Annotated in this window: 15 protein-coding genes and 2 tRNA genes; 6 read left to right on the top strand and 11 right to left on the bottom strand. The window is 45.5% G+C overall.

All coding sequences use genetic code 11. The annotated features are described in order from the left end of the window. From A3K86_RS20365 to A3K86_RS20350, 4 genes are read right to left on the bottom strand one after another with little or no spacing between them, the layout of a single operon-like run. Positions 1-1440 (bottom strand): hydrogenase 4 subunit D, encoded by a 1440-nt coding sequence (locus A3K86_RS20365; protein WP_068335853.1) that lies wholly within the window; start codon positions 1438-1440, stop codon positions 1-3. 18 nt (positions 1441-1458) lie between these two features. Next, positions 1459-2412, bottom strand: coding sequence for a respiratory chain complex I subunit 1 family protein (locus A3K86_RS20360; RefSeq protein WP_068335850.1), 954 nt, complete (start codon positions 2410-2412; stop codon positions 1459-1461). After that, complete coding sequence (gene hyfB / locus A3K86_RS20355) at positions 2412-4439, bottom strand: hydrogenase 4 subunit B (protein ID WP_068335847.1); 2028 nt, start codon at positions 4437-4439, stop codon at positions 2412-2414. Before hyfB ends, A3K86_RS20360 begins: the two co-directional genes overlap by 1 nt. Beyond that, entirely contained in the window at positions 4436-5050 is a 615-nt protein-coding gene (locus tag A3K86_RS20350) for a 4Fe-4S dicluster domain-containing protein (protein ID WP_068335843.1), read from the bottom strand. Before A3K86_RS20350 ends, hyfB begins: the two co-directional genes overlap by 4 nt. Before the next feature lie 380 nt (positions 5051-5430). Here A3K86_RS20350 and hypA point away from each other — a divergent pair, with 380 nt between their 5' ends. The 3 genes from hypA to focA all read left to right on the top strand — a co-directional run bounded on the left by hypA (position 5431) and on the right by focA (position 8148). Next, the gene (hypA, locus tag A3K86_RS20345) at positions 5431-5772 is read left to right on the top strand and encodes a hydrogenase maturation nickel metallochaperone HypA (protein ID WP_068335840.1); all 342 of its coding nucleotides are present in this window, start codon (positions 5431-5433) and stop codon (positions 5770-5772) included. A 1-nt stretch (position 5773) separates the two neighbouring features. After that, on the top strand, positions 5774-6853 hold the full coding sequence (gene hypB, locus A3K86_RS20340; protein ID WP_084406701.1) for a hydrogenase nickel incorporation protein HypB: 1080 nt from the start codon (positions 5774-5776) through the stop codon (positions 6851-6853). 404 nt (positions 6854-7257) lie between these two features. After that, positions 7258-8148, top strand: coding sequence for a formate transporter FocA (focA, locus tag A3K86_RS20335; protein WP_068337103.1), 891 nt, complete (start codon positions 7258-7260; stop codon positions 8146-8148). An 87-nt stretch (positions 8149-8235) separates the two neighbouring features. On the opposite strand, the gene A3K86_RS20330 is transcribed toward focA, so the two are convergent. Continuing rightward, on the bottom strand, positions 8236-9033 hold the full coding sequence (locus A3K86_RS20330) for a RecX family transcriptional regulator (protein ID WP_068335837.1): 798 nt from the start codon (positions 9031-9033) through the stop codon (positions 8236-8238). Positions 9034-9477: 444 nt separating this feature from the next. Between A3K86_RS20330 and A3K86_RS20325 the strand changes: the two genes are divergently transcribed. Beyond that, on the top strand, positions 9478-10131 hold the full coding sequence (locus A3K86_RS20325; RefSeq protein WP_068335834.1) for an SLATT domain-containing protein: 654 nt from the start codon (positions 9478-9480) through the stop codon (positions 10129-10131). Position 10132: 1 nt separating this feature from the next. Further along, positions 10133-11464: a reverse transcriptase domain-containing protein gene (locus A3K86_RS20320; protein WP_068335830.1), complete on the top strand. Its 1332-nt coding sequence runs from the start codon at positions 10133-10135 to the stop codon at positions 11462-11464. A 207-nt stretch (positions 11465-11671) separates the two neighbouring features. Here the strand turns inward: A3K86_RS20320 and hypE are convergent, their stop codons facing one another. The 6 genes from hypE to A3K86_RS20290 all read right to left on the bottom strand — a co-directional run bounded on the left by hypE (position 11672) and on the right by A3K86_RS20290 (position 17137). Further along, on the bottom strand, positions 11672-12706 hold the full coding sequence (hypE, locus tag A3K86_RS20315) for a hydrogenase expression/formation protein HypE (RefSeq protein ID WP_068335827.1): 1035 nt from the start codon (positions 12704-12706) through the stop codon (positions 11672-11674). Further along, positions 12703-13890, bottom strand: a complete 1188-nt coding sequence (hypD, locus tag A3K86_RS20310) for a hydrogenase formation protein HypD (protein ID WP_068335823.1) — start codon at positions 13888-13890, stop codon at positions 12703-12705. Before hypD ends, hypE begins: the two co-directional genes overlap by 4 nt. Beyond that, positions 13887-14144 (bottom strand): HypC/HybG/HupF family hydrogenase formation chaperone, encoded by a 258-nt coding sequence (locus A3K86_RS20305; RefSeq protein ID WP_068335820.1) that lies wholly within the window; start codon positions 14142-14144, stop codon positions 13887-13889. The genes hypD and A3K86_RS20305 overlap by 4 nt, the downstream gene beginning before the upstream one ends. Before the next feature lie 82 nt (positions 14145-14226). Beyond that, positions 14227-16590, bottom strand: a complete 2364-nt coding sequence (hypF, locus tag A3K86_RS20300) for a carbamoyltransferase HypF (protein ID WP_068335817.1) — start codon at positions 16588-16590, stop codon at positions 14227-14229. A gap of 335 nt (positions 16591-16925) precedes the next feature. Further along, positions 16926-17002: transfer RNA gene (locus A3K86_RS20295), tRNA-Asp, on the bottom strand. A gap of 44 nt (positions 17003-17046) precedes the next feature. Then, positions 17047-17137, bottom strand: a tRNA-Ser gene (locus A3K86_RS20290). A gap of 375 nt (positions 17138-17512) precedes the next feature. On the opposite strand from A3K86_RS20290, the gene A3K86_RS20285 reads away from it, so the two are divergent. After that, positions 17513-18235, top strand: a complete 723-nt coding sequence (locus A3K86_RS20285) for a YebC/PmpR family DNA-binding transcriptional regulator (protein ID WP_068335814.1) — start codon at positions 17513-17515, stop codon at positions 18233-18235. Positions 18236-18281 lie beyond the last annotated feature (46 nt).

Here is an 18281-nt window from a genome sequence, read left to right as displayed (position 1 = left end):
TTAACTCAACCAGTAAGATGCAATAAAGCTCGAACAGAAAGACATAATGATCAGAACAATCAATACGACTGACATGGAGCGAGGAAGCGGGGTCGCCGAGGCAACGGCCTCTGATGGCTCACCCAAGACGGTTTTACCGAACCAGTAAAGAATCCAACCAAAGCTGGCTACCGATTCCACCAAAGCAAGGATCAATACAGGCATTAACCATGCGTGCTGAGTACTTAACTCAAAACCTGCGGCGAACAATGGGAACTTACTAAAGAAGCCATTGAATGGTGGCACACCGGTGATCGCGAGAGCAGCAACGCAAAAACCCACCGCCAGTAACGGTGATTTTTTCACTATCCCTTTTAGGGCTGGCAACATGCGCGTACCACAGCAGTAGCTCAATGCCCCTGCGACCAAGAAGAACAAGCTCTTAGCAAAAGCATGGTTAAAGATGTAAGTCACCCCACCCTCAAACGCTAAGTCAGAGCCGAACACCGACAGTGACAACGCTAAGAAGATGTAAGCCAATTGGGTAATGGTGGAATAAGCCAACAAACGTTTCATATCGGTTTGTGGCAAGTACATGATGAAACCGTAGATCAAGGTGATCATCGCACCTGTGACCCCGATAATGCCGATCACTTCAGGAATGTCACCGCCCGACATAATGGCGCGCGCAAAGATGTATACCCCTACTTTAACCATTGAAGCCGCGTGCAAATAAGCACTCACAGGTGTTGGCGCATTCATCGCATCAGGTAACCACACATGCAGTGGTAACTGAGCCGATTTACCCCAAGCCGCCAGCATGATGCCGAGGAACACAAAGGTTTTGGTTTCCATCGACAAGCTCGCTAATGCCGACAAAGCAAAGGTGCCAGTTTCTTTGAACACCAAAGCCGCAGCAATGAACAAGCCAATCGACGCAACGTGAGTGACCAATAATGCTTTTAATGCCGCTTTCAAAGATGCTGGCTTTTGGTAGTAGCCAATCAAAGACCAAGAACACGCCCCGGTGATCTCGAAGAACAGCAATTGCCCCAAGATAGTGGAAGACAACACCAGCCCAGCCATCGCGCCAATGAAGATCAGCAAGAAAGCATAGTAACGAGGCATGCCTTCATGTGGATGCTCACGGTTGCCGTCAGTCATGTAGCCCAGTGAGTAGATGCTCACCAACAAACCTAACACCACCACGGCAACCGCAATCAAGGTGCTGACTTTATCGATGGTTAAGCCAAACACTTCGGTTTGAGCAAACACCACCAACGGGTAACTCACACTGGTTTCGCCGCTGCCAAAGAAACTAAAGGCAAGCGCTAGCGTACCTAGTGAGGCTATCGCAGCAAACAATTGGCAAACCCATTTTGCCGCCTGCTTAGGCACTAAGATGGTGATAATCGCCCCGAGGAAAGGAGCAAATATCGTTAACAGCGCAATAATATCCATGATTATTCTCTATGCTCCCTATAAGCCTGTTAGGAAGAAGATGAAACCCAATACCGCGATCCCAAATCCAACCCAGGTCAAATGATGCGTTTTTAAGAAGCGAGTACGCGCCACACTGTTCTCAATCACGCCTGCAATTAAGAACACCACAAAGAGTTTCGCTAACAAGATTGCCGCTGCTGCACCCAAGGCAGGTAGGGTTAAGCTAGTGGCTTTACCGAATGGAATGAAAATCGCCAGAAATAACTGAGCAACAACCAGTTGTTTTAGACCTAGCGCCAGTTTCACCATAGCTAAACCAGAGCCTGCGTATTCCGTGATTGGCCCTTCTTGCAACTCTTGCTCGGCTTCTGCGCAGTCAAATGGCAACTTACCCATTTCGATGAAAATCACGAACGCACACGCCATCCCAGCCAGTACCGTGGCACCCGGTGCCGCCCATGTTTCTGTCGCCATGTGGTTGCTGATGTAGCCCAAGTCCGACGTTCCAGCGACCATTGCCATAGTAAAAATCGACAGCATCAAAATAGGCTCAACCAACACACCGAGCGTTAACTCACGGCTAGAACCGATCCCCGAAAACATGCTGCCTGAATCCAATCCTGACAACGCAAAGAAGAAGCGGAAAATGGCGAACAAGTAGATATCGGTGATCACATCGCCTGCAATTGGAAACGGCGAGTAGTTGGTCACGGTTGGCAGTGCCATCCCAATCAACAACATGGTGATGATCAGCACGGACGGCATGATTTTGAAAATCACACCCGCCGGTGACGGTGCCACTTCCTGACGACGCAGCAACTTCGCGATATCGCGGTAGTCTTGTAAAATTCCCGGCCCCTGACGCGAGTGCATTTTGGCGCGTAACACACGCGAAAAGCCTGTTACCAAAGGCGCGAGCCCCAGCATGATTAATGCCTGAACGATAGCTAACGCAATCAGCTCAGGACTTGGCATTTCAAGCCCTTGCATCAGTTAACTCCTAATTCAACGGGAATAAATAACAGCACCAACAAGGCAATCACCATGTAGAGGCAGTAAGTGCGGAAATCACCGTATTGCAGCCACTGAACCCGCTTACCAATTCGCATGGCAAATTGGGCTATTGGTAATATCAGCTTGTTATCAAACATGGGTTCGAGATACGCCGCGGCGGCTTTGGTTTTCGCTAATATCAGCGAGAGTAACGGTGCAGGATTGAGGCGTTTGCGGATCGCGTATAGCGGCACAAACATCGCACGTAGTGGTTGAGTGAAACCACCCGCCGACACTGACATACGCGCTTCGTAGCCATAACCACATGCCCAAGGATCGCCACTGTGACGTTGCGGTAGTTTTGGTCCTTTGAAGATCGCCAGTACCAATACAGGCACTAACAGCAAGCCCAATAAGGTCAAGGCGATGACTGGAGTCGATAGAATGGCTTGAGATGGATTGTCTGGGATCAGCGCAGCGCCTTGCGTCACGGTGATCGCATCGCTATTAATCAAGCTGGTGGCAACGCCAGAAATCGTTGGTGCAATCCAAGGAGCGCCAACACCAAGTACGATACACAATACCGCCAACGATGAAGTGCCAATGACCATAGGCAGAGGTACTTCGGTTGCCTTGGTCGCTTGCTCACTGCGTGGTGCACCACTAAAACAAATGCCGAACACCTTGACGAAACACATACATGCCAAGGCGCCTGTGATAGCTAACATCACCACCGAAATAGGACCTGCAATCGACATCGCAAACGTGCCTTCTTTACTCATGGTGAGCAGCGATTGATAGATAAACCATTCACTGACAAAGCCATTAAGTGGTGGTAAAGCAGAGATCGCCATAGTACCGATTAAAAACGCTAACGCTGTGTATGGCATCAACTTGGCAAGGCCGCCCATTTTTTCCATGTCTTTGGTGTGCACGCGATAAATCACTGAGCCCGCGCCCAAGAACAACAAGCCTTTAAACACCGCATGGTTCAATAAGTGGTAAAGCCCACCAAGTAAACCTAAGCTCGCCAAGACAGGTTGATTGTTGGCAATACCGATCATGCCGATACCGACACCCATCAAAATGATGCCGACGTTTTCTACTGTGTGATAAGCCAGCAAGCGTTTGATATCGTGCTCAGCCAAGGCATACATCACCCCTAGCACCGATGACACGCAACCGAAAGCGAGCACCATATAGCCCCACCACTCGGTATCTGCACCAAGGAAATCAATGCTGACTTTAACGATCCCAAAGACCCCGATTTTCACCATCACACCCGACATCAATGCCGACGCATGAGAAGGCGCGGCTGGGTGCGCTTGCGGTAACCAACCGTGTAGCGTGATCATCCCCGCTTTAGCACCGAAGCCAAAGAATGCCAACAAGAACACCGCAGATGCCTGCCATTGGGTTAAATCCGCTTGTTTGAAATCAGCAAAATTCAGGCTGCCTGACTGACGATACAGAATGAAAAACGCAATCATGATCAGCACAGAACCTGCGTGGGCAATCAAGAAATATTGCAGCCCAGCTTTGACTCCGCTTTCATCTTGTTCTGAGATCACCAAGAAGTAAGAGGCCAACGACATCATTTCAAAGAACACGATGAAATAGAACGCGTTGTCTGATACCACCAGCGCCACCATGGAAGCGATAAAGACATTCATAAAGAAGCCCATCGCCCATGCGCCTTTGCCTTGGTACTCCCGCATGTAAGACAGCGAGTAAATCGCACTGGCGACCACCAAAAGTGAAATAACCAGCACCATAAAGCCAGACAGTGGATCAAAGCGGATCACACAATCAGCAAAGCTAAATGGGCTAGCAAGTTGGTGGGTGATCACCTCACCACTGAGCAACAAAGGCACTGATGCCGCGATACCCGCAACACCGCCTAGCGCCGCTAAAATGCCAGAGAACTGACAAGCGCGTTGCTCTTGGTTATGCCACAGTAATGCCCCGACAGCGCCCACCAAATACAGCGCAATAGAGAGCATTAATAAGTCGAGTAATGTCATGATCCCTGCCTCTCCAATGCAATGGTTGAAACATCATTCGCGGCTTCACTGCGTTTGGTTTGGCTTGCTTGACTCAGGGTTTCCTCTTCAACCAAGAACAGTGCCTTGGTTGGGCAAACTTCAACGCAAGCGGGTGAACCCGTGGTGGATTGGCACAAGTCGCATTTAACTGCGATGCTTTTAACCCCTGGCTCCCACGCCAAGATGTCTTTACCAAAACACTGAGGTGATGATGTTGATGGGTTACTGGAATGGATGGTGGATGGAATGTAAGTGTCGTAAGCATTTGCCATCTCAACTGGACGACTACCATCGATGGCGATCGCACCAAACGGACACGCAATGGCACATAGCGTACAACCGACACATAGGCTTTCATTGACAACCACTGTGCCCTGCTCTTGCGTAATCGCATTCACAGGACAAACTTGCGCGCATGGGGCATCTTCACAATGACGGCACAGCACTGGCGCTGTCGCCTGCTCATGGCGCATGACGGTCAATCTAGGATGAGTTTGCAGACCTTCCGCTTTGTGTGCTGTAGAGCATGCTGCCATGCATGTCCCACACCCGATACATAACTGAGGATCTGCAATTACAAAGCGATTCATAATTAACCTTTGCTAAATTGCAGTTCGAATCCACCATGTAACAACATTCATACCAAGATTATCGTCGGCAGCAAAAATAAATATAAGGCATTGAATTTATGAATCTTATTTTATTGCCGCTCTCTATTTCAGGCTCAAAAACACCGCTTTATTATTAGTGTTCACAGCAATGTCGACACTAATGACGATGACGACCGCCCTGCTTCAACACATACAAAATACACAAGCTTACTTTCAGAGTCTGACCAAATATGCGCCCTGATTTATATTTGATGATCATCACAAAATATTTTAGAAATTAATGATTTAATCCTCGATATTGAGCAATGCCTCAAGACACATCCCCCGCATCACCCCGCATATCGAATCAAGGAGTCACCATGCATGAAATGTCGCTGAGTATGGAAACCGTGGATCTTATTGCTGCTCAAACCCGACAAAAAGGGTTCAACAAAGTCACTAAGGTCTGGTTAGAAATCGGCGTACTCTCATGCGTTGAACCCGACACCATCGCGTTTTGTTTTGATTTGGCAGCCAAAGAAACCCTAGTGGAGGGAGCGGAATTAGAAATTGTGTCTAAGGAAGGCAAAGCACTTTGTTATGACTGTGATCAGACCGTTGCCCTCGCGAAACGAGGCGATAGCTGTCCACTTTGTCAGGGCTATAAGCTCAAAGTGCTGCAAGGCGACGAAATGCGTATCAAAGAAATTGAGGTTGAATAATATGTGCAATGTTTGCGGCTGTGGTGACAGCCAAATAGAACAAGTGGGTCACGACCATCACGGTCATCATCACGGCCACCACCACCCGAGCCATCATGACCATTCCCATGCTCATCATCATGGCGAGGCTCACCACCAAAATCCGCAACCCGTCGTAGTACATCACCACTACCATCATCAAGGCGATGTTCACCACCATCATTATCACTACCCTGAGTCGCAGCAACACCATTCACAAGAGCATCCTCATTCACATCAGCACTCACACGCTCATCACCATAACCACAACGAAGCTCATCACGATCATCATGCTGACCATCACCATGCTCACCAGCATGAACTAACCCCAGAGCAATCAGAACAAGGAGATTTGCACTACGGTAAAGGGGAAGCTGAAACCCATGTTGCTGGCGTGAGCCAACGAAAGCTGATCGAAATTGAGATGGATGTACTCAGCAAGAATAACCACCTTGCCAGCCATAACCGTGAGCACTTTGAGCAAGACAACCAACTGGTGCTTAATTTGGTATCGAGCCCAGGTTCAGGCAAAACGACACTACTAACCGAGACGCTTAATCGTCTTCAACAACAAAGTCATCACGGTGAAAGCCGTGCGTGTGCCGTGATCGAAGGCGATCAACAAACCACCAACGATGCAGAACGCATTCGCCAAACAGGCGTACCCGCTATTCAAGTTAATACCGGCAAAGGCTGCCACCTTGATGCAAAAATGGTGCACGATGCATGTCACCAATTAGAGTTACAAACGGGTGGTGTCCTCTTTATTGAAAACGTCGGCAACCTTGTTTGCCCTGCCAGTTTTGATTTAGGTGAGAAATACAAAGTCGCGATTTTGTCAGTCACCGAAGGGGAAGATAAACCACTCAAGTACCCAAACATGTTTGCGGCAGCACAACTGATGATCATCAATAAAATCGACCTACTCCCGTATGTCGCTTTCGATGTTGAAGCCTGTATTGCCAACGCTCGTAAGGTGAATCCATACATTCAGGTCATCAAACTGTCAGCGACGTCCGGTGAAGGGATGGAAGCATGGCTCGATTGGCTCAATAACGCTTAATCACTATTATCTTTCATCCATAACGCGCTTATTCGCTACGAGTAAAACCTTGGTTACTCATCATGAAACCGCTCATGCGACCAATCATGCTGCTGCTCATACAACAAAGAATAAGCGCGTTTTGTTACTCTCCCTTTCACTGCAAGATAGCTGCATTTCGGCTCAAATCGACACTTGTGTCGAGCACATTACCCCGCCTCATCGTCACTTCTGTCAATACCGAAAGCAACACCAACACCACATCACTTTAGATAACCAATCAAAAACAAACACTTAACATCAACTCTTCTTTTGGCACAGATATTGATTACCTCTTAATCAGATAACGTGAAAATCAATACCGTTCACCACATGGTGATTGGCATTATTCCCCTACTAACAATCCCTAAAAGGGAGGATGAATGATGAATAAAGAACAAAATCCATTTGATGCCCTGATGCCCGCCGATATGACGCTCAAAGCCGAAGAAGTGGGTATCTACAAAGCCACTAAAATTCCCCTCCAAGCCTTTGTATTAGCAGTCACGGCTGGTGTATTTATCTCTATTGCTTTTGTGTTTTATGTCACCGTCACCACAGGCGCGGGTGACATGCCGTGGGGGATGGCGAAATTTGTTGGCGCTATCGCTTTTAGCTTGGGGTTAATTTTGGTGGTGATTTGTGGCGGTGAGCTGTTTACTTCTACCGTACTAACCACTGTCGCACGCGCTAGTAACCGCATTACAAATCAGCAATTAATGCGTAACTGGGTCACGGTTTATTTCGGCAACATGCTTGGGGCTTTGTTTTTTGTCACGCTTATTTGGCTTGCAAAGCAGCATATGGGCAACAGTGGCGAATGGGGTATTCATGCCATGCAGGTGGCGCAACATAAAATCCACCACACCTTCATTCAAGCTGTGGTGCTTGGCATTTTATGTAACTTAATGGTGTGTTTAGCGGTGTGGATGACCTTCTCTTGTCACAGTGCCACCGACAAAATCATGGTGATGATATTGCCTGTCGCAATGTTTGTTGCGTGTGGTTTTGAGCACAGCATCGCCAATATGTTTATGATCCCAATGGGCATTGTGATCCAATCTTTCGCCTCAGCGGATTTCTGGGCTCAAACCGGTCACACCGCCGCAGAATTTGCCGACCTTACCGTCGCCAACTTCGTATTCAATAACTTAATTCCTGTCACCATCGGCAACATCATCGGCGGCGGCTTCTTCGTGGGCTTAACATACTGGGCCATTCACCGTCGCCCACAACTTGAAAAGCAACGTAACGAGCAGGCGGTAACGCAAAAGTAATTGCTACGTATCTAAAACAATTCATTACAGGCCATCACGGTTTGGTGTCCACGACATCTAAACTGTGGTGGCTGATAGAAAGTGGCACTAGTTAGATAAGGTTTCTTTTATTTCATCTGAGCTAAAACCGTGAGAGTAGAGATAAGCGTAGGCTTTGCTTTTCTCTTGAGGGTTAGATAAATCAAAGCGCTTTTTCTCTAGTCTTAGCTGACAGTTGAGGTAAAAATCGATGGTGCCATCCATTTCTAATTGCTCGATTTGCTGATCTAAGTTCGATACATCAATCAGCTTTTGCTGAAGCTCACGTTTGATAACCGACTTACCTTTTAGCTTACGCGCCAACTTTTCAATTTCTTTAACCAAATCAGCTTTTTCGGCTTTGATTTGCTGCTTAGAAGGCAAACTTGATGCTATAGGGTGCGATTGAATCGCCTCGCGCACATCAGACGCTTTAAACCCATGCTTTAGCAAAGTCGTGTACAGTTTTTCGCTCGATAACGATTCCAAGCGCATAGTAGCAAGACGATTCTTTACTAAGGTTAACTCGCAAATATTGTCGCGATTAACAAGGTAGTCTATCGCTTCATGAGCCACAGACTCTTGAATGCCCTTCTCTTTCAACTTAGCAAGAATATGCTGGCTGCCTTTCTCTGCACTAAACGCCATTTCCGCAAAGTGAACCGCAAACTTTTGGTCTGATTTCAGGTAACCACGATCAATCAGATCATTAATCACTGTGTCGATCCACTCTTGATTATCTGTCTTTGCTGCCAGTTTCTTTCTTAGCTCGTCAATGGTGCGATCTTTCGCTTCAAGGTGGTAATAGGCGCTGCCATAAACATTATCTATGGTCTTGGCTTGCTTGATAGAACGCTGAGTAAACATAAGAACCTCGACTGGCAGAGTGAATCGCAAAGAGAACAAATCAGACTCTAAAGCAGATCACTCAAGGTTGCCATTACTCATTATTGATGTGGGATGAGAGTGGATGATAATCGCACAGATCTTTGCTTTTCTCTGTAACTCATTTTGGGACATAAACGAGTCAATGATTTTGCTTAATATGTGATTTATGAATTACTTAAAGTATGTAGAACAAGCTTAACAGCGGCAAAAAATTATTGAGCCTCGAACACCGAAAATGTACCATACACGCTGTGTTTCATAGTGGTGGCAGTTCTTAACAGCTGCCCACTCTTAGCAGTAAGAGTGAAACTAATTTCGAAGGGTTCGCCCTTAGTGTATCTCGTATATGCTTACTCCAGTAGGAGTGTTAACTTATTGTAACTAAACTACCTCTATGAAGCACACCCTCAACATTAGGAGAAGATGGTGGCTTTGGTAGACAATATTTGGTGGACAAGAAAAGCACGAATTCAAACAGAAAAACGGCTTTTGTCTAACGCCTTTCACTCACAAGTAATACTACTCTGGTATTCATTCTTCTCTGTAGCCGTATCCGTTTATTATTTAAAAAACCCACAAAATGGAATCGAAGCGATCTCTTGGGTCGTATATTCTGTCCTCGTACTTTGTATTTCAGGCTTCATCAATGGGCTATCGTTTAAGGAAAGAGCAAACTTAATCAAAGAATGTTATGAAAGCTTGAATAGCATTATGCATCAAGCCTCCAAGCAAAATGCTGATTTTGCCGAATTAGCAGCAAGCTACGAATCTAAGTTAAATGCTTGTGAAAACCACACTGACAAAGACTTTGCCATCGCGCTATGCCAAGAGTATTGGGCAAGCACTAGCACCGTAAGGCAACTAAGCAAAGATTTTCATTCAAACACCTCGGAAGACAAAAAAACACCCAAACAAGCTCTTACAAGAATACCAACATCACATCACTGGTTTTTGGCGGCATCTTCTTTTGTTACTAGGTTTTTAACTCTTGTGTTTTTCTATGTCTTGCCAGTACTGATATTGCTAGCATTAAACTCGCCATTTTTCTTATCCTCTCAAACTTGTACAGGTGTATAAAATGCGTGTACAAGACCAATTTAATAAAGAGTTTAGGCAAGAGAATCTTAAAGAAATCTTTTCCAATCATGTTGTATATTCTGGTGCGACTGGCATAGACAATATGAATCAGTATGCTTTTAGAAAACAGTTGGACTCGCAAGTCGAAATCATTTCTCGTAAAATGATTGAAGGTTCGTATGCATTTTCCAAGTACAAGCTAAAGTTGCTGACTAAAGGGAGAAATAAAGCCCCTCGTGAAATATCTATCCCTACAGTGAGAGATAGAATTGCATTACGTGCTATGTGTAACTTTCTACAAGACCGATTTTCTGAATCCGTAAAGTTCACACTTCCTCAAGATGTCATTAAAGATGTCAAGACTCACGCTTTGTCTGGTGATTTTGATAGCTATATTAAATTAGATGTTTCGAATTTTTACCCTTCGATCAGACATAAAACCCTTCGCTCTCAATTGAGAAAGCGCATTAGGCAAGATCACATACTAGATATGATCTTTTCGGCAGTCACTGCTCCTTCAGTTCTATCTTCGAGAAAAGATGATAAGCCAACTGAAGTCGGCGTACCTCAAGGGTTGGCCGTTTCCAATATCCTTGCTGCGATCTACCTCCAAAACATTGACAAATTTTTATCTGAATTACCTAACGTAAAATGCTACCGCTACGTAGATGATGTATTGATTCTATGTTCTGCTGATCAAGCGCACGATCTAGCACAAATAATTATTAAGAAGTTTCGCAATATTGGCTTAAAAATACACTGCCCTGCAAAAGCACCAGAGAAGTCTAAAATTGATTCTCTTGCTAACGGTTTTGATTATCTTGGGTATCAATTTACCAATGAGCATATTTCTGCAAGAAACGGGTCGATTGAAAAGTTAAAGGCTTCTCTTGCTGGGATTTTTACAAGCTATAAGCACTCTAAAAACAAGAGTTTAAAAATTTTAGAATGGCGGCTGAACCTACGAATTACTGGCTGTGTATTTGAGAAGAAATGTAAAGGTTGGCAATTTTTCTTCGCTGAGATCAATGATGAAAAGCTACTCCACAGATTAGATCATTATGTTCTGCGCCTATGTAAGCGTTTTGGAGTAGAAATCAAACCTAAAAAGTTTGTTCGTACCTTCAAAGAAATTAGCCATAACAAATATAACACCACTTATGTGCCAAACTTCGACCAATATGACATTCCTAAAATGAAAGAGGCTTTAGTTCAATATTTTAGCTTTGATTTGACCAATATGACTGATGAAGAAATTAGTTACCACTTCAATAAAAAAATAGGTTCACAAGTCAAAGAGTTAGAAGTTGATGTGAAAGATTTTGGTTACTAGATTGAGTGTAATACAAGGAGAGATGTTCCCTCAACCCTATAGATACCAGACAGGCATTAGGAAAAATAGGCCAAATGAAGATTCAGATACATGAGGCTTAAGCTGTAGCTAACTTGCTTTTGGGCAAAGATGAGTCAGAGCAGATCGCCCTGACTCATCACAAGACATAAAGAACTTAATAACTCTCCGGCTACTAACCTCACCCCGCTAGCAAATACGCGGCAACAGCTCACCTTGTGGTAGTTCGAGGTAGTGACGCCCTCCCCACGGGTTATGAATAATGACTTTGTTGGTGCTGGTTGTTGGCTTAGTATCAGCCGTTTGCATGTCAGTGCTATTGGCTACCGAGACTTCACCAATCTGACACGCATTTGGAGAAAAGCCTTTGAGAACGGCTAAGGCAGCTTCTGCATCTTTGGCTGGTACGGCAAGGATCATGGTGCCTTCATTGGCTAAATCATAAGGTTCAAAGCCATATAGTTCACACAAACCCTGCACTGCATCGGCAACGGGAATACGTTGCTCTTCAATATCAATTTGGACTTGCGATGCTTCACACCACTCATTTAATACCGCTGATAATCCACCACGAGTCGCATCACGCATCGCATGTAATTGAACACCTGAAGCTATCAGTTGCTCTACCACTGGCCACAATGTAGCGCAGTCACTCTCTAATTCAGATTCAAGCCTTAGTTCGTCACGCGCCATTAAAATACAACTGCCGTGACACCCAATATCACGCGACACCAAAATCGCATCACCTGCTTGCAACTGATTCACAGAAATATTCGGATGCATGACGCTTCCCACACCTGTGGTATTGATAAACAAACCATCAGCCGCTCCACGTGGCACCACTTTGGTATCTCCGCACACTATCTTGGCACCGGATTTTTCCAGCTCTGCTTTCATGCTTTTCACTATGGTTTCAAGCGCATCAAAGGCAAAGCCTTCTTCAATGATAAAACTGCAACTCAAGTACTCTGGTTTTGCACCGACCATCGCGAGATCATTTACTGTTCCGGCAATAGCCAGTTTGCCAATGTTACCCCCAGCAAAAAACAATGGAGACACGGTAAAGCTGTCAGAGGTAAACGCTACAGGGCCATTCAATTCCAGTACGGCGGCATCTTCTGCTCTAAGCAGGATGTCGTTTTCAAAGTATTTGAAGAACAGGGATTTGATCAGATGATTCATTTCCTGACCACCGCCCCCATGACTCAATTGCACTGTCTTCATACTGTGATCTCCTTATCTGATGCGAGTATTGGGGAAGGCGTTTTATCTATTTGATTCAATCCGGCATAGCGGTAATAGGCGTTACAAGCCCCTTCGGAGCTCACCATGCAACTACCCATAGGTTTGGTTGGGGTGCAGCCTCGTCCAAAAACGCGGCATTGATTAGGTTTAGCTAGACCTCGAAGAATATCTGCGCACTGACAGGCTTTATGATCTTCTATTTCGTGGTGCGATAACGCATTCGCAAACACGTATTCTGCATCACGATGACGATACTGCTCAGACAGCACCAGAGATGAAAGTGGAATATCGCCTAAGCCGCGCCAACGAAAATGCGGTCTTAATGTGAAAACTTGACCGACTTTCTGCTGCGCTGCCTGATTGCCTTTAGCAGTAACTACACGGGTGTATTGCACTTCTAACTTGGCTTCGCCTTTTAGTTTTTGCTCCACAATCATCAAGATGGATTGCATCACATCAACCGGTTCAAAACCGCTTACCACCACTGGCGTTTGGTATTTATCAACCACAGGCTGATAGATATCAGACCCCGTGATAGCGCTTACATGAGAAGGACCAATAAAAGCGTTCACCTTAGCTTGACCATCAGCCATTACCGCATCAATCGCTGGCGGTACCAACACATGATTGACATGGAAATACAGATTATCGACACCCTGCGCTTCTGCTAACTCCACCAGCACCGCCGTCATCGGGGTTGTGGTTTCAAAACCTATCGCAAAGAAAATGACTTTTCGCTCTGGGTTTTGTTTTGCTATCTCCAACGCGTCAAGCGGATCATAAACAGGGCGAACATCCCCACCTTTAGCACGACACTGTGCCAAGGTGCCTTTAGAGCCGGGAACGCGGATCATGTCACCTAAAGTCACTAAGATAACCTCGGGGAGCATGGCCAGTTCAATCGCGTGATCAATGCGCTCTTTCGGCATGATACAAACCGGGCAACCCGGCCCATGGATAAACTCAATATTTACGGGCAATAACTGATTCAAACCATATTTCATGATGGTGTGAGTATGACCACCACACACTTCCATAATACGAATACGTTCATTGGGTTTGGTAGTAAAAAGCTGTTTGGCAAGCTGATGTATTCGCTGCGAAAGGGAGTGCATTAATTCAGGATTACGAAACCCTTGGGAAAGATCTTTTAACTCAATCATATGAAAAGCTCTCTTGCCCCTTCTTCGCCCACTTCCGCCAACAAACGGCGGTACTCTTCCAAGCTTTTTAGGGCTTCATCTTGATCGATTTTGCTGATCGCAAAACCCACGTGAATAAGCAAGTAATCACCTAAAGCTAAAGGCTCTAAAATCAAATGAACGCTCACGCGTCGCTTCACCCCTAAAGTATCAACAGTCACTGTGCTGTCTTCGGGATGTATTTCAACGACCTGTGATGGAATACACAAACACATAGTTATCTCTCTGTTCGCGCTAATGCGCTTCTAATTTTTTATCTTTATCTATCCGTTTATTACCTATGACCGCGAGGATGAATCAATGCTTTTGGGCATGAATGCCATACCAAAGCTGTCCCATCGCGATCCCTCCATCATTAAGAGGGATATATTCGCTAGTTAATAAACGACGACATTGCTGTTTAAAATTCTGATCGAGCCGATCCATTAAGACTCGGTTTTGGAATACCCCACCAGAAACCACCACGGGATACTCAGGGTATAGGGATGAAATATGCGCCATCATTGCAACGGTGGCGTCGAAGAATTGATTGGCAAGATCGGCTTTAATACTTTGATTTGATGGCGATTGATGAGCAGTTTCCGTCCCGTTTGCGCCCATGGTGACAAGTACATCAATCGCATTTGATAACAAGGGATGTGGGTCTATCACACCTTGGTTTTCAAGAGAGAAACCAAGGTTATCGCCAGAATGTAAGTGCTTGCTATACGGCTTAGCGTCTAACGCTAGTGCCTCTAGGCGCATTCCACATTCACCTTCGTAATCCACCTTTTCAACCAGCCCTAACAAACAGGTAAAGGCATCGACTAGTCGCCCAAATGAGGTGGTATAAGGCGAGTTCTGCCCCGCTTGCCATAGACGATGCAAATTAGCGAGCACGCTTGGTGGTACATTGCGAAATGCCGCCAGTTGAAACGCTAGGATTTGCTCAAAGCTGTAATACTCAAGCAATAACCCCAACAAGATACGGTAGGGTTCTTTAATTGCTTTTTCGCCACCAATTAACCGAAATGGACGCAAATGCCATACTCGTTCAGCCTGCTGATGATCAGCCACCAACACTTCCCCACCCCACACTTGATGGTCATCGCCAAAGCCAGTGCCATCAAACGCAAAACCTAACACTGTCTCTGTCGTTTGATGCTCAGCCATTACCGCCACAATGTGTGCGTGATGATGCTGTAACTGGAGTAATTGCGCTTGATGCTGCTCACTATAGTTTTGCGCCCATTGAGTGGTCATGTAGCTTGGATGCTTATCGCACACTAAAGTCGACGGATAAGCTTGATAAATATGCTGAAAACCATCGAGCATCTGCTGATAGTGCTGCTGCATATCTAACCCTTCCATATCACCAATGTGTGGGCTAACAATGCCTTGATCAGCAAAGCCAAGGCTAAAAGTCACTTTTTGCTGCGCACCAACGGCTAAGATTGGCTGCGACAGTTTTTGCGGTAATGAAAACGTATATGGCGCATAACCACGGGCAAGACGTAGGGTTTGTCGGCGCCCACCAGCAACTTGCACTAAGCTGTCATCGCAGCAATGAACAATCTCACGGTTATGATCGAGTACACCATCAATCACATCACTAAGCTGGGTGAAAATCTGTTCTCGAGAAGAAAGAATAGGAAAACCTGAAATATTGGCGCTGGTAGCAATAAGTGGGAAATCGATCAGCTCAAATAGAAGATAATGTAGCGGTGTGTAAGGCAACATGACGCCTAAGTACGGAATATTCGGTGCGACATTAGACGCAATACGCTGTTGGCAAGTTGTACTAGTGCTTGATTCTTTTTTACGGAACAAGGTAATTGGTCGTTGCTGCGATTCAACTAACTGCCACTCTTGCTCACTCCCTTCCACAAACTGTTTTGCCTGCTTACTGTCTTTCATCATTACAGCTAAAGGTTTACGTTGCCGTCGCTTGCGCTGCCTTAGCTTAGCAACTACGGTTTCATCCGTGGCATTACACATCAGGTGGAAACCACCAATGCCTTTTACTGCAATGATTTTACCTTGCGCTAACGCCTGTGCTGTTGCTTCAATCGCAGCATACTGTTCACACTCAAGTCGCTGATCACCATGGTAATAACTCACCCAAGGTCCACAATCAGGGCAACTCACAGGCTGTGCATGATAGCGACGATCTTCAGGATCGGCATAAGCCGCAGCACAGCTTGGGCACATGGCAAATTTTGCCATCGAGGTTTGTTTTCTGTCGTAAGGTAATTGCTTTATCAGCGTGTACCGTGGACCGCAGTGGGTGCAATTGGTAAATGGATAGCGGTAGTGGCGATTGGTGGGATCTTTAATATCAGCTAAACATGCCTCACACACCCCTTGATCGGGTGATACACATGCGGTGGCGCTTTGGCTAGCATCACTTTCTGTGATATCAAAATGACGGTCATTTTTAACAGCGATTGAGGTGGCGGTTATGCTGTCGATACGACTGAGTGGCGGCGCGAGTGTTGTGATTGCATCATAGAATGTTGTGACAGCTTTATTCTCTCCTTCGGCTTCAATGCTGACTCCTTCGCCATTATTGAGCACATAACCAACAATACCGTGCTGCTTCGCCAACTTGTAGATAAAAGGACGAAATCCGACCCCTTGCACTATGCCAGTTACATGAATTAACAGCCGAATTCTATCCATAGACAACCACTTACCTTATCCATACCACATCGTCATAAGACGCTTTCCCACATTTGTATGATAAGTAATTGAGTGAATAATAAGTTGATCACCCCCACAAAAAATAGGGTTAATTGAGCATAATTAATAAGCTTGTTAGGAATAATGAGATGTTACCCCACCCTAGCCCTCCCCTTAATAAAGGGAGGGAACCATCTTTGGCACTGATAGTTCATTATTCAAAAATCTAGAGCTGCCGTTGTACTGTCCTCCCCCTTTTCAAGGGGGAGTTAGAGGGGGTAGGTAAAATTCAGACACAAAAAAGCCCCGTCATTTCTGACGAGGCCTCGTTGTAGTGGCGGAGCGGACGGGACTCGAACCCGCGACCCCCGGCGTGACAGGCCGGTATTCTAACCAACTGAACTACCGCTCCAATTCTTTGTAAAGCTCGATGCTATAAATCAAACTTTTAGAATATGGCGGAGAGATAGGGATTTGAACCCTAGATACGCTACAAACGTATGCCGGTTTTCAAGACCGGTGCTTTCAACCACTCAGCCATCTCTCCGTAAGTGCGATGAATATTATAGGGATTAAGTGAGGCTGTAAACCCCACCTTAATTCAACTGCTATCATTTTGTGCAGCATGCACCAGTTTTGTTTATTAAACACCTCAAACCACAAAAGACAGTTATTTTAGCGCTTAATTTTCAGCCTATTACGAACATTGAAGGTGCTAGTTATCTTAAGCGAGTAACTCAATTGATAATAGATTGAGCAGAAATAGTTACCTAGATCACGCCAAAACCGTACTGAGTTGCTCAATGTCAATAAAGTGCCGCAAAATTCATGCTGAAAGCGAATCAGCCCCTAGCCTTTTTCACCTAGTAGCTGATAAAATCGCTCAAACTATGTAATAAACACAGATAGAGAGTGATTCCCCATGGGAAGAAAGTTCGAAGTACGCAAACTGTCAATGGCAAAAACGCAAGGCGCGAAGATCAAGGTTTACTCAAAATACGGTAAAGAGATCTACGTTTGTGCGAAAAATGGCGGTGTCGACCCTGATAGCAACCTTTCACTAAAACGCTTAATCGAAAAAGCGAAAAAAGATCAGGTTCCTAGCCACGTTATCGAAAAAGCTATCGATAAGGCGAAAGGTGGCGGCGGTGAAGACTTCGCAACTGCACGCTACGAAGGTTTCGGTCCTGGTGGTTGCTCTGTAATCGTTGACTGTCTAACAGACAACAACAACCGTACTTACATGGATGTTCGCCAATGTTTCGTTAAGAACAATGCGAAGATCGGTGCTCCTGGTGCGGTAGCACACGGCTTTGATCACCTAGCTGTATTCCAATTCGCTGGTGAAGACGAAGAAGCTGTACTAGAAAACCTAATGATGGAAGATGTTGATGTTAGCGACATCGAATGTGAAGACGGCGTGATCACTGTTTACGCTCCTCACACTGAATTCTTCAAAGTGAAGAACGCGCTAACGGCAACTATGCCTGACGTAAACATTGACGTTGAAGAAATCTCATTTGTTCCTCAGAACAACGTTGAAATTTCTGGCGACGACATTGCATCTTTCGAGAAATTCCTAGATGCACTGAACGACTGTGATGACGTACAGAACGTTTACCACAACGCAGAAATGGCAGACTAATATCTAGTTAGTTATTTTTAGCTCGTTTATTCAAAGCCGCTGTTTT

The organism is Photobacterium jeanii (assembly GCF_001650345.1).
Classification (GTDB): Bacteria; Pseudomonadota; Gammaproteobacteria; order Enterobacterales; family Vibrionaceae; genus Photobacterium; species Photobacterium jeanii.
The sequence above is the reverse complement of the archived record's forward strand: the minus strand, read 5'-3'. Positions and strand labels throughout refer to the sequence as shown.

Coding starts and splice junctions, on each gene's coding strand:
- hypA (WP_068335840.1), top strand. CDS start 5,431: ATGCATGAAATGTCGCTGAGTATGGAAACCGTGGATCTTATTGCTGCT.
- A3K86_RS20365 (WP_068335853.1), bottom strand. CDS start 1,440: ATGGATATTATTGCGCTGTTAACGATATTTGCTCCTTTCCTCGGGGCG.
- A3K86_RS20360 (WP_068335850.1), bottom strand. CDS start 2,412: ATGCAAGGGCTTGAAATGCCAAGTCCTGAGCTGATTGCGTTAGCTATC.
- A3K86_RS20305 (WP_068335820.1), bottom strand. CDS start 14,144: ATGTGTTTGTGTATTCCATCACAGGTCGTTGAAATACATCCCGAAGAC.
- hyfB (WP_068335847.1), bottom strand. CDS start 4,439: ATGACATTACTCGACTTATTAATGCTCTCTATTGCGCTGTATTTGGTG.
- hypD (WP_068335823.1), bottom strand. CDS start 13,890: ATGATTGAGTTAAAAGATCTTTCCCAAGGGTTTCGTAATCCTGAATTA.
- A3K86_RS20325 (WP_068335834.1), top strand. CDS start 9,478: ATGGTGGCTTTGGTAGACAATATTTGGTGGACAAGAAAAGCACGAATT.
- hypB (WP_084406701.1), top strand. CDS start 5,774: ATGTGCAATGTTTGCGGCTGTGGTGACAGCCAAATAGAACAAGTGGGT.
- hypF (WP_068335817.1), bottom strand. CDS start 16,590: ATGGATAGAATTCGGCTGTTAATTCATGTAACTGGCATAGTGCAAGGG.
- A3K86_RS20330 (WP_068335837.1), bottom strand. CDS start 9,033: ATGTTTACTCAGCGTTCTATCAAGCAAGCCAAGACCATAGATAATGTT.
- A3K86_RS20285 (WP_068335814.1), top strand. CDS start 17,513: ATGGGAAGAAAGTTCGAAGTACGCAAACTGTCAATGGCAAAAACGCAA.
- focA (WP_068337103.1), top strand. CDS start 7,258: ATGAATAAAGAACAAAATCCATTTGATGCCCTGATGCCCGCCGATATG.
- A3K86_RS20350 (WP_068335843.1), bottom strand. CDS start 5,050: ATGAATCGCTTTGTAATTGCAGATCCTCAGTTATGTATCGGGTGTGGG.
- hypE (WP_068335827.1), bottom strand. CDS start 12,706: ATGAAGACAGTGCAATTGAGTCATGGGGGCGGTGGTCAGGAAATGAAT.
- A3K86_RS20320 (WP_068335830.1), top strand. CDS start 10,133: ATGCGTGTACAAGACCAATTTAATAAAGAGTTTAGGCAAGAGAATCTT.